The following is a 15161-nucleotide window of genomic DNA, read 5'->3' as shown; positions in this document are numbered from 1 at the left end:
GCGGTCAGGTCCCGCCCATTTCTCCAAGCACTTTTTTCTCTTGGATATCCGCTTCGGTCTCTTTGGGTACAAAGCTGTCCGAGGTCACGCCCAGCCAGATCAGGATCGGTGAGGCGAGATAGACGCTCGAATATGTACCCACAAACAGGCCCATAGTGATCGCGACCACAAGGCCAAACAGGCTTGATGGGCCAGCAATCAAGAGCGGTAAAAGCGCAACCAGAAGCGTGAGTGAGGTCATCACCGTGCGCGCCAGCGTTTCATTGATCGAAAGATCAAGCAGCTCTGGCAGCGGCATCTTGCGGTACTTTTTGAGGTTCTCGCGAATCCGGTCGTAGACAACGATGGTGTCGTTCAAAGAATAACCAATGATGGCAAGGATCGCGGCGATAATCTGCAGGCTGAACTCAAGCTGGAACAGCGCAAACATGCCAAGCGTCAAAGAGACGTCATGGAAGAGCGCAAAGAGCGCGCCCACACCAAACTGCCACTCGAACCGGATCCAGATGTAAAGCGCGACCGCTATGAGAGCGAACAGCAGCGCTAAGGCTGCATCACGGCTGAATTCCTCTGCGACTTTGCCAGACACAGTGTCGTTTCCATCAGGCCTTGCATTGTCAAATTGCGCCTGAATGGCCGCCACCACTTCATCGCCAATCGCGTTAGCCGCGCCTTCTCCGCGCTCTTCGATGTCGTCGGGCAAAGGCACGCGAACTGACACGCGGTTTGCTTGTCCAAATTCCTGAACCACAGGCGTGCCATACCCCAAGCCCTCAACAAGCTGTCGCAGTTCGTCGACTGGCGCGTCATCTTGGTCTTCGAAGACGAGCTCAACCTTTTGTCCGCCGGCAAAATCAATGCCAAGGTTGAGGCCATTGACCGCAACCAAGCCCCAGCTTGCAGCCATCAGGACGAGGCTCAGAATAAAGAACGGAACCCGCAAGCGCAGGAACCGGATGTTGGTGTCTTGGGGGACGAGTTTGAGAAGTTTCATGGGTCTCGCCTGCCTTTAAATATTGATGTCTTTGGGGCGCTTTGAGGACAAATAGCCCGAGACCCACATTTTGGTGATGGTCAGTGCGGTAAACACCGAAGTGATAAGCCCGATGACGAGCACGACTGCAAATCCTCTGACCGGACCAGAGCCGAACCAGAACAGCAAAGCGCCTGCGATAAAGTTGGTGATGTTTGCATCGTAAATCGCGCGGCTCGCTTCTTTATAGCCGTTTTCTACCGCTGTAATGACTTTGCGACCGCGCTTTCGCTCTTCGCGAATACGCTCGTTGATGAGCACGTTGGCGTCAACCGCCGCGCCGACTGTCAGCACAAAGCCTGCAATCCCGGGGAGCGTCAATGTGAAGTTCCCGATCGCCATAAGGCCAAGCAAGATCAGAACGTTAAGAACCAGCGCGCCGGTCGCATAGACGCCAAAGCGGCCATAGGTTGCAATCATGAGCGCGATCACCGCAAGGCTACCGATCAACATCGCAATCATGCCTGAGCGGATCGATTCCTTACCCAGTTCTGCGGAAACGGTGCGCTCTTCGATCACGGTTAGCGGCACGGGCAATGCACCAGACCGCAATTGGATGGCGAGCTGGTTGGCGCTGTCAGGTGTAAAACTGCCGGAAATCTGAGCTTGCCCGCCAAGGATCGGCTCATTGAAGAATGGCGCGGAGATCACTTCGCCATCGAGAATAATCGCAAACCGTTCACCGACATTTTTCGTTGAGAGGTCTGCGAAGATACGCCCGCCTTCTTGGTCGAACTGAATGTTGACGACGTTTTCGTTATTGCGCGAGTCAACGCCTGCTTGCGCGCCGGTAAGCCTATCGCCGCGAATACCCCCAAGGCGCTTCACCGCCTCAAACGCGCCCGCACGCCCAGAATCGGGGGCATAGGGGAAGATCTGGCTGCCCGGATTGGCAATACCTGCCTCAACATTGCTCGGCAGAGCCTGTTGATCGACCAGTTTAAATTCTAGCTGCGCGGTCTTACCCAGCAGGTCCTTCAGTGCCTGAGGGTCCTGGAGACCCGGCACCTGCACCACGATACGGGTTGCGCCCTGACGCACAATCGTCGGCTCACGCGTGCCAAGTTCATCAATCCGGCGGCGGACGACCTCAATCGCGCTTTCCATCGCGTTGTTCACCGCCACATCAAGGCCGCTCTCAGTCGGGACCAGAACAAGGCGCTGTGTATCGACAACTTCAAGTTCCCATTCAGCGCGCAGCGAACCGTCAGTGCCCATCATCATCGGTTCAAGAATGCCGCGCGCCCGGTCGATGTCGGCTGCACTGTCGAGCAACAGCGACAACCTCTCATCACCGCGCGACGTGTCGCCAAACTTAATCGCAGGCGTTGCACCTTTAAGCGCCGCTTCAACCGACCCTTCCATATTCTCCAACCGCTCAGCCGCGACATCATCGGGGTCAGCTTCAAGGAGCAAGTGCGAGCCACCTGCCAAATCCAGCCCCAAGTTAACCTCAGGCGCGTCTTCGCCAAGGTCGACACCAGCAGGCGCAAGCAGAGACGGCAAAGCGGCCGCCACAAACGCAAGGGTCAAAGCCCAAAGCGCAATTTTCTTCCAGAGCGGGGTATCAAGCATGAGAGCGCTTTGATCCTATTGAGATGTATCTAAGGTGGCTGAAACCCACGATTTAATCGTTGGCAGCAGGCTTTGAGCCCGGTTCGATCAGGTCTGCGATTGTGTGCTTTACCGCTTTCACGCGCACGTCTTTGGCAAGTTCGATTTCGGCATAGGTGTCATCTGTCTTGATGACTTTGCCCACCAGACCGCCTTGCGTCACAACCTGATCGCCCTTTTTCAGACCAGCGACTTTGGCTTGATGGTCTTTTTGACGTTTCATTTGAGGGCGGATGATCAGGAACCAGAAGATCACAACCATGCCGACAATCGGCAGAAAATTGATCCATCCTGGAGGCGCTTCCCCAGCTCCAGCTGCTGCAATGAAAAGTTCAAACATGTCTAACAAACCTATGGTAACATTGAAAAAGCACGCGTGAGAGGTGTCATTGGGGCTGGCTTAGACCTAACCTGCCTAGCCGCTTGATAATCCCTTTTAATCCCGCTCCCGAGCGCTCTGGCTATCGGATGTAAGTGGGCGCGGTTAGCAGCATTGCAAGCAGCCCGCAATCGGAGGCGGAAAAGAGGCGTGCATCAAAGCCACAATCACCTGTGTCACCTCATCACAACTTATCCCGCTTGCCAGCGCCAATTGAGCCGCTTATAGGCGCGCTTCTCCACCGGTTCGGGAAGTAGCGCAGCCTGGTAGCGCATCACACTGGGGGTGTGGGGGTCGCAGGTTCGAATCCTGTCTTCCCGACCAGTGGAGTGACCACCCCAATTCGCTTATCCAAGCCCCTTCGTCGGGAAAGGTTGTCGCTTGGTCCTTTGGCGCTGTTCAAAAGAATCGAATTTTGATTTCAGGCGCGCGCAAGGAAATTTCATGACCACCACGCCTGCCCCGTTATCATTTGTTCGAATAGCTTCTTTGGCAGGTGTGGCCTCACTCGCGCTCGCCGCTGTGCCTGCTGTTGCACAAGAACCGGCTTCTGAAAGCGTGGACGAAACCGAAGAACCATCGCAAGAAGCTGGCACGCGCGCGGTTTTTACACCGGAAGACTTTGCCCGTTTCGCTCCACGCAGCGCAGCCGATATGGCGCGCCAAGTTCCCGGATTTTCTATCCGTGAGGGCGATGGCGCTCGCGGTCTTGGCGCAGCTGACACCAATGTTCTTATCAACGGACGGCGCATCTCTGGCAAATCCAACGGCCCCGTCGAAGCGCTGGCACGTATTCCAGTGGAAGAGGTTGTCAGGCTGGAGCTCGTCGATGGCGCAAGCCTTGATATAGGCGGGCTCACCGGACAGGTCTTAAACGTGATCACCGCGAGGAGCGGCGGGATCACCGGCACATTCCGCTACGCTCCGCAAATTCGCACAAAAGGCACCCCGCCCCGCCTTCTCGAAGGGCGTGTGTCGTTCGCAGGGGGCGGGCAAAAGGACGAGTGGACCCTTGCCTTGGAAAATGATTCCAATCGGCGCGGTGATGAAGGCCTCGAATTCGTCTTCGACGGTGCAGATACCCTCATCGACACGCGCGATGAGCAATCCAACTTCGCCTTTGATACGATCAGTCTCTCAGGCTCTTATTCGCGCACCGCAAATAACGGAAACGTGCTCAATCTCACAGGCGAGGTGAACGGATTTATCCGGCGCAACCGCGAAGTGTCTGAACGCTCAGGCATAATTGATCCCGTGGACCGCGTGCGCACTTTGCGCGGTACGGAAGACGAGTTCAATTTCGAGGTCGGTGCAGATTATGACTTCGCGCTCGCAGGAGGCAGATTGAAGCTGATCGGATACCACCGCTTCGAAGACAGCCCCACGACCAATTCTGTCGTAACCGAATTTGCCGATGGCAGCCCATCGCAAGGCTCATTATTCACCCGTGACGCAGATGAGGCAGAGACAATTGCGCGCGGCGAATTCAGCTTTGATGCAGCGAGCGGCGATGTCGTGCTCGCGGTCGAGGGGGTTAAAAACTTCCTCGATATCGAGGCCTCTTTAGAGGTGCGCGATGCAGCTGGCGTCCTGCAACCCGAAGCGCTTGCCGGTGCCAACAGCCGCGTCGAAGAAGACCGCGCAGAAAGCACCATCACCTACAGCCGCTCGCTTGCAAGCAATCTGCAATTGCAGACCAATGTGGGCGCGGAATATTCGCGCATCAGCCAGGATGGACCAGCCGGGCTCACGCGGACATTCTACCGGCCCAAGGGCTTTGTCGCGCTTGATTGGAATGCGAGCGATACGTTCAACCTTTCCGGCCGGATTGAGCGGCAAGTGGGCCAGCTCAATTTCTTCGACTTTATCGCCTCGGTTGATCTCGATTTCGACAATGCCAATGTCTCAAACGTCGAGCTTGTCCCTCCGCAATTGTGGCGCTTTGAGCTTGAGGCAAACATTGGTTTGGGAGAGCTGGGAACGCTGGCACTGCGCCCGTTTTATGAAGATGTCTCCGATATCGTTGACCTGATCCCCATCGAGGGCGGCGGCCAGGCGCCAGGCAATATCCCCTCGGCAAGCCGATACGGGATTGAGGGCGATATCACGCTCCTTTCCGATGGCTTGGGCTGGCAAGGCACACGGTTTGATGCAGGCTTTCGTTTGGCCGATAGCTCGGTGCGCGACCCTCTCGAAGGGTTCACTCGCAATCTGTCTGGCTTTGAGACCGCGCAGGTCGACTTTGAATTGCGCCACGATTTCGCGTCTTCAAATTGGGCAACGGGCGTGACCGCTTTCTGGAATGACCGCGCGCCTGATATACGCCTCGACCAGATTTCCGACCGGCGCGAGACTTTCGGATTTGCAGGCTATTACATTGAAAATAAGGATGTAAGGGGCGCAGTGGTACGGCTTGCGATCAACAATATACTGGATCGCACCAATAAAATTGATCGCACCGTCTTCCTCGACCGGGCGGCTGGAACAATCGACTTTCGCGAAGACCGTGACCGCACCTTCGGGCAAATCTTCACGCTCGAGATTGAAGGAACCTTCTGAGCGTTCTAACCGGCTTTCCAAAGGGGAATTTGGATGAGCACCGCTCCACACATCAAAATGCGAAGCTGGCTGTTTGCACCAGGCGACAGCGAGAGAAAAATGGGCAAAGCCATTGCGAGCGATGCCGATATTGCGCTCCTGGATCTTGAAGATTCAGTGGTGCCAGACCGCAAGGCTGATGCACGCAAAATGGTGGCTGAGGCTATTGCAAGCGCGCCGGATAGAGGCCGCGTTTGGGTCAGGGTGAACCCGCTTTCCGGCGAGTGGACAGGCGACGACCTGGACGCTGTTATCGCAGCAGGGCCCGGCGGGGTGTTTTTGCCCAAAGCCGAAGGTGGGCATGATGTGGTGACGCTTGATGCGATGATTGGCGAGCGTGAGGCCGCAGCAGGTATCGCCAAAGGCACCACCAAGGTCGCAGCGCTGGTAACAGAAACCGCCGCCGCCATGTTCACGACTGGCACCTATGATGGGGCACCACGCTTGGTCGCAATGAGCTGGGGCGCGGAGGACCTTTCAAGCGAACTTGGCGCAAGTGAACAGCGCGGGCCCGATGGGGAATACACCCATGTCTTTGAAATGGCGCGGTCCTTGTGTCTGCTCGGCGCGATTAAGGCGGGCGTTATGCCGCTTGAGACCGTCCAACCTGAATTTCGCGATCTTGAGGCACTCGAAACGCGCGCTCGGCGCATGCGCGCTCAAGGCTTTCGCGGAATGCTCGCGATCCACCCGGCACAAATTGCGCCCATCAACGCCGCCTTCACTCCAAGCGAAGGTGAACTCGCGCATGCCCGCGCAATCGTTGAGGTCTTCGCCGCAAACCCTACGGCGGGCGCACTCCAGCTTGATGGCAATATGATCGACCGCCCTCACCTCGCATTGGCTGAACGGCTGCTCAGCGAAGCAGGCGAATAACCGGATCGGTCATTTTATTTTCCTACATATGCCCATTTGGATATCCTTCATGCGACTCACATAAAGGATAGCTCGCAAATGGGACTGCTCAACTCGCTTATCGGCCCGATCACCAAGCTGCTCGACAAAATCATTCCGGACAAAGAAGCGCGCGCCAAGGCGCAGCTTGAACTCATCCGGCTTGAGGGAAGCCAAGAGATGGACCTGATCGAAGCGCGTTTGCAGGCCATTGTCGCCGAGGCCAACTCCAAAGATCCCTGGACCAGCCGAGCGCGGCCGAGCTTCCTTTATGTCATGTACGTTCTGATCCTGACAGCGCTCCCCATGGGGCTACTCAGCGCCTTCAATCCGGATGCTGCGAAGGATATCGCGAGCGGCATGAATGCCTATCTTGCTGGGTTGCCCGAGCCGCTCTATGCGCTGTTTGGAACAGGATATCTTGGTTACACAGCCGCGCGCCAATGGGGCAAGGTCAAGGGCGTCGACAAATAGGGCGGCGCAAACGAAGGGTTTGCCGTGTTGCTGTTGCCAGCCTGCGTGAGCGTGCTGGTGCTTTGCGTCAACGCTCAAAAAAGTTCCACCAGCATGAGGCTCACGTACCGTGGGTGATCTTGAGCCAGGTCTTAAGTCGAACGCGCGTTAACTTCCGGACAAGTAGTTCCACCTATCACGGTGACATGCTCCAGCTAGCCTACACCAGCGTCGCCACCCAAAGCCTTGGCTCAGGGGAAGTGTTCAAGATCATCGAGAAGTCTGCGCAAAACAACGCGCAAAGCGGCCTAACCGGTTTTCTGATCTATTCAGAGGGTCAGTTTTTCCAAGTGATCGAAGGTTCAGTTTCGGACGTCGACAATTTGATCAACCGGCTGAAGGTTGATCCGCGCCATCATTCGATCAGGGTCGTCTCGCACGAACGCGTCGCTCATCGTTCGTTCCCGACGTGGAGCATGAAACGGGTCGCTGCGCCGGATGCTGGCACGCCAATAGAAACGGTGGTGTCAGAGCTTGAAACCGCACCTGCCAAAGTCAAACGCGCGGCGGAGAAATTCCTAAACCTGGCCGTTGCCTAAGCTATCCTGGGCCTTTCTTGGTCCTGCTTTAAACCTCTAATTCGACTTTCCTTGGGTCTTTGCAGGGAAGCGAACAACGCGCTAAGGCGCGTGCTATGTCCGATACCGTATACGTTCTTAACGGCCCCAATCTGAACCTTCTTGGCCTGCGCGAGCCAGAAATTTATGGTTCAACCACCCTCGATGAAATCGCAGGAATGCTCGAAGACCAAGCCAGAGAGGCTGGCCTTACGATTGATATGCGTCAAACCAATCATGAAGGCATGCTGGTCGATTGGCTCCATGAAGCACAGGCGCAAGGCGCGCGGGCCGTATTGCTCAATGCCGCCGCCTACACCCATACCTCCATCGCGCTTCTCGACGCGATCAAGGCGATCACAACGCCGGTCATCGAAGTGCATTTGTCCGATCCAAAAACGCGCGAGGAATTTCGGCATCTCTCTTATGTCGCGATGGCTGCGGCCAAGACGGTCGAGGGGCATGGAGCGCGCTCTTACAGCATAGCTTTGGAGGCCGTAACGTCGGGCGAAGTGTGAAAGGCTGGCAAAGAATCTTTCTCCCCAATGAACGATTGCCACTTGCCAGCCACAATTGGGGTGAATAGGCACAAACGCTTAATTCAAGGGTCACCTCAGAGGAAATGAATGGCTGACAAAAAGCCGAGCGCCGGATCAAAATCTGGCATGAATGTCGACACCGCATTGGTCCGTGAGCTTGCAGAGCTCTTGAACGAGACCGGGCTTACCGAAATCGAAGTCGAAGACGATGATCGCAAGATCCGCGTGGCGCGCGGCGGCGCTGTGGCAGCGGTTGCCGCGGCTCCTGTACCAGCTGCTCCTGCCGCGGCACCAGCAGCGCCAACGTCCGCGCCTGCTCCTGCGGTCTCGGCAGAGGCCGAACATGCTGGCGCTCTTAAATCGCCAATGGTTGGCACGGCCTACCTTGCGCCGGAACCGGGCGCTGCAAACTTTATCAAAGTGGGCGATAGCGTGGCTGAAGGCGACACATTGCTGATTGTTGAGGCAATGAAGGTCATGAACCCGATCACCTCAGACAAATCGGGCACAATCAAGTCGATCCTTATCGAAAACGCGCAGCCGGTTGAGTTTGACCAACCGCTTGTCGTGATCGGTTAAACGGACACAATATTATGAGCATTAAGCGCATTCTGATCGCCAATCGCGGCGAAATTGCACTGCGTATTCACCGCGCAGCCCATGAAATGGGAATTGAGACGGTCGCGGTGCACTCCACCGCTGATGCCGACGCAATGCATGTGCGGCTTGCCGACCACGCGGTGTGCATCGGGCCACCAGCGGCCGCTGACAGCTATCTCAACCATGCAGCGATCATCTCGGCGGCCGAAGTCGCTGGATGTGATGCAATCCACCCCGGTTATGGCTTTCTTTCTGAGAACGCCAAATTCGCTGAGATTGTTGAGGCCCACGACATCGCATGGATCGGGCCAAAGCCTGAGCATATCCGCACCATGGGCGATAAGGTTCAGGCGAAGAAAACCGCTGGTGACTTGGGGCTTCCGCTTGTGCCGGGTTCAGATGGCGCGATCGACGATCCTGAAGAGGGCAAACGTGTCGCTGCTGAAGTTGGCTATCCGGTAATCATCAAGGCGGCCTCTGGCGGCGGTGGTCGCGGCATGAAAGTGTGCGAGAGCGAGGATCAACTCGAAACGCTGATGAAGCAGGCGGGATCAGAGGCCAAGGCGGCGTTTGGCGATGCAACCGTCTATATCGAGAAATACCTTGGCAATCCGCGTCACATCGAATTCCAAGTCTTTGGTGATGGCAATGGCAATGCCATCCATCTGGGTGAGCGTGATTGCTCGCTCCAACGCCGGCACCAAAAAGTTCTCGAAGAGGCCCCCTCCCCCGTCATCAATGACGAGGAGCGTATGCGCATGGGTGAAGTCTGCTCCAAAGCCATGCGTGATATGGCCTATCGCGGGGCTGGCACGATTGAATTCCTGTGGGAAAATGGTGAGTTCTACTTCATCGAAATGAACACAAGGCTTCAGGTTGAACACCCCGTGACCGAAGCGATCACGGGCGTTGACCTTGTACGCGAACAGATCCGCATTGCGGCTGGCAAACCGCTCTCAGTGGCGCAGGAAGACCTCGAGTTCCGCGGCCACGCCATTGAGTGCCGGATCAATGCCGAAGACCCGTTCACCTTCACACCCAGCCCCGGCAAAGTGAACTATTACCACCCGGCCGGCGGTATGCATGTGCGCGTCGATTCAGGGCTCTATGCAGGGTACTCCATCCCGCCCTATTACGATTCCATGATCGCCAAGCTCATCGTCTATGGCCGCGACCGCGAAGGCTGCATCATGCGCCTGCGCCGCGCGCTTGAAGAGATGGTGGTCGAAGGTGTTAAAACGAACATCGCGCTGCATCAGGAATTGCTGCATCAAACAGATGTGCTCCACGGCGATTATTCGATCAAATGGCTCGAAGAATGGCTGGAGAGCCGCGAGGGCTAAGGGCCCTCAATCTGTCCCAGATGAGATATTGGCCCGGTAGCGATGCTGCCGGGCCTTTTTCTATGGCGGAGGCGATGAATGCGCCTTTGGGCACAAAATTGGATTTTGTGCGTTGCATCATCGACCCCGAAAATTCGGGCTAACCCTCGCGGGATCGGGGATGATAACGGACGACGCACCATGGAACATCAGGATATCGCCGCTGAAGATCGAACTGAGCAGCCTCCAGTGAACATCGCCTCAAAGACCGCCTCCCCGCCCTATCCGCGTATCCGTCGCGGAGCGCGCAAAACGCAAATTGTGGTCGTTGGCGGGGGCGCCGGTGGCCTTGAGCTTGTTCGCAAGCTTGGTGCCAAGTTTGGCCGGCGCAATCACGACATTATCCTTGTCGATCAGAACCTTTCGCACATCTGGAAACCGCTCTTGCATGAAGTTGCAGCAGGCTCTCTTGATGCAAATCTCGATGAGGTCGGCTATCGCAGCCACTGCGCGCGATGGGGCTATCGTTTCTTCCAAGGCAGCCTTGAGAGCATCGACCGGCGCGAGCGAACGATCCGCTTGGCCCCTGTCCTTGATGACAATGGCAAAGAGATCATTGGCTCGCACACAATCCGCTATGATATGCTTGTGCTTGCTCTAGGCTCGGTCTCCAACGATTTTGGCGTGCCGGGGGTCAAAGAACACTGCCTTTACCTCGATAGCCGCGTGCAAGCTGATCGGTTCCGGACCAAACTCTTGAACCACTGCCTTCGCGTAAGCCGCGCTATGCTCACCGACCCCGGCGCCGATGAACGCGTCAAAGTCGCCATCGTCGGCGGCGGCGCGACAGGTGTGGAGCTTGCAGCAGAGCTCTACAATGCGGCCGCCGGCCTTAAACACTATGGTCTTGAGGTTTTCGATGAAAGCCGCCTCAATGTGACTTTGCTCGAAGCAGGGCCACGTATTCTACCTGCACTACCGGAGCGATTGTCCAATTCGGCACGAGGGGAGCTTGAGGCACTTGGCGTCGAGGTGCGCGAAGGGGTACAGGTCGTTAAAGCGACCGACAGCGCGCTTGTCACCAAAGAGGGCGAAGAGATCGAGGCTGACCTTATGGTTTGGGCAGCTGGCGTGAAAGGCGCTGATTTCCTCAGCACGCTGGGCCTTGAAGTGACACCGCGCAATCAGATCGTGGTCAAACCCACGCTTCAAACCGTGACCGATCAGGACATTTTCGCCCTTGGTGATTGCTGCGCATTCACCCCCGAGGAAGGCGCGCCGCAGATCCCTCCGCGCGCGCAGGCCGCGCACCAAATGGCAGACACGGTTTATCACAACATCCGCCTACGCGAACGAGGGCGCAAGCTTCAAACATTCGTCTACAAAGACAATGGCTCGCTGATATCGCTCAGCCGCTTCACGACTGTGGGCAATTTGATGGGCAATCTGGTCGGCGGCGCGATGGCTGTTGAGGGGCAGATTGCACGGTTTATCTACACCTCGCTCTATCGCATGCACCTGATTGGCATTCACGGCTGGGTGAAGGGACTTGGCCTTATGGTAATCGGTAGGGTGAACCGGATCGTGCGGCCTAAGCTTAAGCTGCACTAATCAAACGTAAAACCTGCAGCCTCTGCCTCGGCGATAATCTCAGCGCCAGTTTTCTTAGGACTGTCCTGAGCCAGATCATACCAATCCGGTTTCTCATCGATAAATATCTGCTGCTTTATCGGCAGTTCTTTAGGCAAATCGAACATGCCCGCCAGGAATGTGCGATTTCCCGTCGGCACAAACTTATACCAAAGATGGCTCCCGCATTTGGCGCAAAAAGCGCGCTCAGCCCAATCACTGGAAGGATAGCGGGTGATGTGTTCATCACCATCGATCGTAAAATCGTCCGCCTCAATCCCTGCATACATTGACCCGTTCCACGTCTGACACATGGTGCAATGACACACGTCAACTTCGCGGTGAGCTTGTTTGAGAGTTATCGAAACACTGCCGCAAAGGCACGACCCTTTCATCGGCTCAGCGATGCACTTGCTCAGATCACTCATATTGCCCTCCCCGGCCCAGTTGGAATTTTAAAGCGGCACTCCAGGTTCATGCTTTGCCGTGCGGATTGTGAGTGAGGTTTTGACACTCGCCACATTGGGTGCAGGGGTCAGTTTGCTCGTAAGAAACTCTTGAAAACTCTGTAAATCCTGGCTCACGATCTTCAGAATAAAGTCGATTTCACCATTGAGCATGTGGCACTCACGCACTTCGGCCAAATGTGCCATGTGCTCTTCAAACTCGCGCAAGTCGGCTTCCGCCTGGCTTTTGAGGCTCACCATCGCAAATACGGTGATTGCAAAGCCCAGTTTGGACGGGTCCAAATCCGCATGATATCCGCGGATAACACCGTCTTCTTCAAGCCCGCGCACCCGGCGCAAACACGGCGGTGCGGTAAGCCCCACTCGCTGTGCCAGCTCTACATTGGTGACGCGCCCTTCAGCTTGAAGCTCACTCAACAAGCGACGATCAATCTCGTCCAAGTTCGCCATGATCCCTGTTCTCTCCTCGAAAGGCGGACGTTTGCACCAATGCCACCTTAGATTGCCTGCGCGGCGATTTGCCGGATCAGCTCCGCCCCTCGTTTCAGGCATCTATGCTAACAGCGAAACAAAACCCTGCAAGAATGTGCCCGATAAATCGGTTATGAAACTAATATTATTATGTGTGCCAGCAATTGTCCCGCTTTGCAACGCACCTTAAAGCCATTGTGTCGCTATAGCCCTGCGGTGCTATCAATAGCGTGCAATAAAGTGCGCACTGCAGCTTTAGCGATGCACCATTGGTTTGGAGCCCGAATGTTCTTTGATGATCGCCTTGCAACTGTTCTGCGCCAACGCGCAGAGAGCGATGCAATGCGGCGCACGCAGTACCGCCAATTGCTTGATCTGCTAGGTTCGCAAGAGAGCGGTGCGCGCAAGGCCGCGCGTGACCCAAGCCTAGTCGCTGCGGCCTGGATGCGGATGAACAAGCTTGCTGAGACAATTGCTCCCAAGGACAGAGCGCGTCTTATTGCTGAGCCGGGCTGGCGTCTGCGCAATCCAGAGCTTGTTGCCCACCTTGCTGATTTCGAACCTGATGTGGCCTCCGCTGCACTTTCGCGAGCGGATCTACAAAGCGACGATTGGATCGCACTGATCCCGCGTCTGCCAGTGCGCGCGCGCGGATTTTTGAGGCTTCGCCGAGATTTGCCTGACGATGTTGAGGCGACGCTTGATCAGCTTGGTGTATACGACCGGGGGCTGCCCCAGCCCCAAACAGCTGAGCAAAGCGAGGGCGGCACGCTCCCTGATGAGCCTTTGGACTTGACCCTCACCGACGAACTTCCCGGCGCCAACATCCCGCCAGAGGACCTCCCAGACGATCCGCTGGTGATTGCCCCGGTGGGTCCTTTACCCGAGGACCAAAGCGATGGGGACAAGCGGATCGAGAACAAGCGCTTTGGGGACAGGAGCGAGGAGCCGACACGTAAGGAGCCACCCGCGAGGCTGCGCCCGATCTTTTTCCCAAAAGGGCAAGAAGACGACACCGCGCAAGATGCCGCTGTTGAGCCCCAGGACTTTACGCCGGAACCCTTCACGATCGACGAACTCAGGCAAATCGCCGAAGAACCGCTCGGCATTTGTGAGCCGTCATCTGATGAAGATGGCCCGGAGAATTCTGAGGCCCCCGGGATATCTGAGGCCCCTGAAGACGAGGAGCCTCGCGAACCGCTTGAGGAGGCGCTGGATGAAGCTGACGGGGCGCTGGATGAAGCCGACGGGGCGCTGGATGAAGCTGCCTCTTCGGATGAACCAGCAGACTTAGCCCGGCTGCTTCCCGAGATTGACGATCCGCTCGATGATAGGGCGGCTGAACGAAGCGAAATCTCCGCATTGGTTGAGCGCATTTCCACCTATCAGCGCAACAAAGAACAATCCAAGAAACCCGATAGTGTTGCACACGAGACTGCAACCGATGGCGACCGGCTTATGCCGCGCCTGCCTTTGGGCGAGGAAGACACATCGCGCGTGCGCATCGTTCGCGGATTTGGCTTTGCCGCTGATGCGGGGGGACGCATTGAGTGGGCAGAAGATGAGATCGCCCCGATGGTTGTGGGCACAAGGCTCGTTGGGCCATCGCGGATGCGCAGCGATTTGGGCCAAGGCCCCGTGGCCGATGCATTTGCAAAGCGCCAGCCAATGAAATCGGCCCCCTTCACGATGAACGGTGCCCCGGCGATATCTGGCGATTGGGTCGTCGATGCACAGCCCCGGTTCAGTCAGATTGGCGGTTTTTCCGGCTATGTCGGGCGCATGAGGCGGCCAATAGAGGCTGCCCCTCAAGTCCCTTCACCCGCTCAGCAGGAAGCCGATCGTATCAGGCAATTGCTCCACGAACTGCGGACACCTGTGACAGCCGTTCAGGGCTATGCCGAAGTCATTCAACAACAATTGTTCGGTTCTGCCCCGCACGAATATCGCGCGCTTGCGGCCTCTATCGCCTCGGATGCAGCGCGAATTTTGTCAGGCTTTGAAGAGCTCGACCGGCTGGCGAGACTGGAAACAGGGGCCACTGAAATTGACAGCGGCCAAACGGACATCGCTGCACTCTCACAGCGGTTTGTGCGCCAATTGGCGCATGTGCTGGATGCGCGCATGGCTGGGCTTGAACTGTTAGCGGACACAGACATTTCGCATATCGCAGCAATCGACGAGGAAAGCGCTGAAAGCTTGATGTGGCGCTTGCTCGCAAGCCTTGGTGGGGGGTGTGCTGCGGGGGAAACGCTTGCGATCCGCCTCACATGCAAAGACGAATTTGTGCACCTTAAATGCGATCTCCCGATGCAATTGCTTGGTGAAGAGGACCTGTTTGCGGTTGATGCTCGCCCGCTGAGCACTGCGATCAATCCGGGCATCTTTGGTGCAGGGTTTGCCCTTCGCCTTGCGCGTGCCGAAGCGCGGGCATGCGGGGGCGACCTTGCGCGCAGAAAGGAAAGCATCACCCTCACCCTGCCGCGCGCCGCCATTGCTAAAGGCACATCAGTATCGGACAATGCGGCAAGCGAAAGCTGAGCGA

General features: G+C 56.7%; 14 protein-coding genes and 1 tRNA gene. 10 read left to right on the top strand and 5 right to left on the bottom strand.

Annotation, left to right across the window (positions count from 1 at the left end):
* Positions 1–4: 4 nt before the first annotated feature.
* Genes secF through yajC form a run of 3 tightly spaced genes read right to left on the bottom strand, consistent with a single transcriptional unit; the run spans position 5 to position 2987 of the window.
* On the bottom strand, positions 5–994 hold the full coding sequence (secF, locus tag AC0V61_RS13350) for a protein translocase subunit SecF (protein ID WP_486158311.1): 990 nt from the start codon (positions 992–994) through the stop codon (positions 5–7).
* A gap of 15 nt (positions 995–1009) precedes the next feature.
* Positions 1010–2608, bottom strand: a complete 1599-nt coding sequence (gene secD / locus AC0V61_RS13345; protein ID WP_486158309.1) for a protein translocase subunit SecD — start codon at positions 2606–2608, stop codon at positions 1010–1012.
* A 52-nt stretch (positions 2609–2660) separates the two neighbouring features.
* The gene (yajC, locus tag AC0V61_RS13340) at positions 2661–2987 is read right to left on the bottom strand and encodes a preprotein translocase subunit YajC (protein WP_486158307.1); all 327 of its coding nucleotides are present in this window, start codon (positions 2985–2987) and stop codon (positions 2661–2663) included.
* 286 nt (positions 2988–3273) lie between these two features.
* Here yajC and AC0V61_RS13335 point away from each other — a divergent pair.
* The 9 genes from AC0V61_RS13335 (at position 3274) to AC0V61_RS13295 (ending at position 11660) form a co-directional block, all read left to right on the top strand.
* A tRNA-Pro gene (locus AC0V61_RS13335) sits at positions 3274–3350 on the top strand.
* A 120-nt stretch (positions 3351–3470) separates the two neighbouring features.
* Positions 3471–5585 (top strand): TonB-dependent receptor plug domain-containing protein, encoded by a 2115-nt coding sequence (locus AC0V61_RS13330; RefSeq protein WP_486158306.1) that lies wholly within the window; start codon positions 3471–3473, stop codon positions 5583–5585.
* A gap of 33 nt (positions 5586–5618) precedes the next feature.
* The gene (locus tag AC0V61_RS13325; RefSeq protein WP_486158304.1) at positions 5619–6500 is read left to right on the top strand and encodes an HpcH/HpaI aldolase/citrate lyase family protein; all 882 of its coding nucleotides are present in this window, start codon (positions 5619–5621) and stop codon (positions 6498–6500) included.
* Between the two features lie 78 nt (positions 6501–6578).
* The gene (locus AC0V61_RS13320) at positions 6579–6992 is read left to right on the top strand and encodes a holin family protein (protein WP_486158302.1); all 414 of its coding nucleotides are present in this window, start codon (positions 6579–6581) and stop codon (positions 6990–6992) included.
* A gap of 185 nt (positions 6993–7177) precedes the next feature.
* On the top strand, positions 7178–7570 hold the full coding sequence (locus AC0V61_RS13315) for a BLUF domain-containing protein (protein WP_486158300.1): 393 nt from the start codon (positions 7178–7180) through the stop codon (positions 7568–7570).
* 95 nt (positions 7571–7665) lie between these two features.
* Positions 7666–8106 carry a type II 3-dehydroquinate dehydratase gene (locus AC0V61_RS13310; protein ID WP_486158298.1) on the top strand — a complete coding sequence of 147 codons (441 nt, stop codon included), beginning with the start codon at positions 7666–7668 and terminating at the stop codon, positions 8104–8106.
* A 108-nt stretch (positions 8107–8214) separates the two neighbouring features.
* Complete coding sequence (gene accB, locus AC0V61_RS13305; RefSeq protein ID WP_486158296.1) at positions 8215–8706, top strand: acetyl-CoA carboxylase biotin carboxyl carrier protein; 492 nt, start codon at positions 8215–8217, stop codon at positions 8704–8706.
* 14 nt (positions 8707–8720) lie between these two features.
* Positions 8721–10070 (top strand): acetyl-CoA carboxylase biotin carboxylase subunit, encoded by a 1350-nt coding sequence (accC, locus tag AC0V61_RS13300; protein ID WP_486158295.1) that lies wholly within the window; start codon positions 8721–8723, stop codon positions 10068–10070.
* A 270-nt stretch (positions 10071–10340) separates the two neighbouring features.
* The gene (locus AC0V61_RS13295) at positions 10341–11660 is read left to right on the top strand and encodes an NAD(P)/FAD-dependent oxidoreductase (protein ID WP_486159553.1); all 1320 of its coding nucleotides are present in this window, start codon (positions 10341–10343) and stop codon (positions 11658–11660) included.
* Here the strand turns inward: AC0V61_RS13295 and AC0V61_RS13290 are convergent.
* A complete protein-coding gene (locus AC0V61_RS13290; protein ID WP_486158294.1) occupies positions 11657–12106 on the bottom strand; it encodes a GFA family protein in 450 nt (149 codons plus the stop codon). The two genes, AC0V61_RS13295 and AC0V61_RS13290, sit on opposite strands and share 4 nt — an antisense overlap.
* Positions 12107–12133: 27 nt before the next feature.
* On the bottom strand, positions 12134–12595 hold the full coding sequence (locus AC0V61_RS13285; protein ID WP_486158292.1) for an Lrp/AsnC family transcriptional regulator: 462 nt from the start codon (positions 12593–12595) through the stop codon (positions 12134–12136).
* Positions 12596–12901: 306 nt separating this feature from the next.
* On the opposite strand from AC0V61_RS13285, the gene AC0V61_RS13280 reads away from it, so the two are divergent.
* Positions 12902–15157: a histidine kinase dimerization/phospho-acceptor domain-containing protein gene (locus tag AC0V61_RS13280; RefSeq protein ID WP_486158291.1), complete on the top strand. Its 2256-nt coding sequence runs from the start codon at positions 12902–12904 to the stop codon at positions 15155–15157.
* Positions 15158–15161: the final 4 nt, after the last annotated feature.

The sequence above is a fragment of the Erythrobacter sp. JB1-4 genome, assembly GCF_057365025.1.
Note: the sequence above shows the minus strand (reverse complement) of the source record. Positions and strands in the feature narration are given on the sequence as shown.

What these genes read in the sequence shown, in the direction of transcription:
- secF (WP_486158311.1), bottom strand. Translation starts at nt 994, where the DNA reads ATGAAACTTCTCAAACTCGTCCCCCAAGACACCAACATCCGGTTCCTG.
- secD (WP_486158309.1), bottom strand. Translation starts at nt 2,608, where the DNA reads ATGCTTGATACCCCGCTCTGGAAGAAAATTGCGCTTTGGGCTTTGACC.
- yajC (WP_486158307.1), bottom strand. Translation starts at nt 2,987, where the DNA reads ATGTTTGAACTTTTCATTGCAGCAGCTGGAGCTGGGGAAGCGCCTCCA.
- AC0V61_RS13330 (WP_486158306.1), top strand. Translation starts at nt 3,471, where the DNA reads ATGACCACCACGCCTGCCCCGTTATCATTTGTTCGAATAGCTTCTTTG.
- AC0V61_RS13325 (WP_486158304.1), top strand. Translation starts at nt 5,619, where the DNA reads ATGAGCACCGCTCCACACATCAAAATGCGAAGCTGGCTGTTTGCACCA.
- AC0V61_RS13320 (WP_486158302.1), top strand. Translation starts at nt 6,579, where the DNA reads ATGGGACTGCTCAACTCGCTTATCGGCCCGATCACCAAGCTGCTCGAC.
- AC0V61_RS13315 (WP_486158300.1), top strand. Translation starts at nt 7,178, where the DNA reads ATGCTCCAGCTAGCCTACACCAGCGTCGCCACCCAAAGCCTTGGCTCA.
- AC0V61_RS13310 (WP_486158298.1), top strand. Translation starts at nt 7,666, where the DNA reads ATGTCCGATACCGTATACGTTCTTAACGGCCCCAATCTGAACCTTCTT.
- accB (WP_486158296.1), top strand. Translation starts at nt 8,215, where the DNA reads ATGGCTGACAAAAAGCCGAGCGCCGGATCAAAATCTGGCATGAATGTC.
- accC (WP_486158295.1), top strand. Translation starts at nt 8,721, where the DNA reads ATGAGCATTAAGCGCATTCTGATCGCCAATCGCGGCGAAATTGCACTG.
- AC0V61_RS13290 (WP_486158294.1), bottom strand. Translation starts at nt 12,106, where the DNA reads ATGAGTGATCTGAGCAAGTGCATCGCTGAGCCGATGAAAGGGTCGTGC.
- AC0V61_RS13285 (WP_486158292.1), bottom strand. Translation starts at nt 12,595, where the DNA reads ATGGCGAACTTGGACGAGATTGATCGTCGCTTGTTGAGTGAGCTTCAA.
- AC0V61_RS13280 (WP_486158291.1), top strand. Translation starts at nt 12,902, where the DNA reads ATGTTCTTTGATGATCGCCTTGCAACTGTTCTGCGCCAACGCGCAGAG.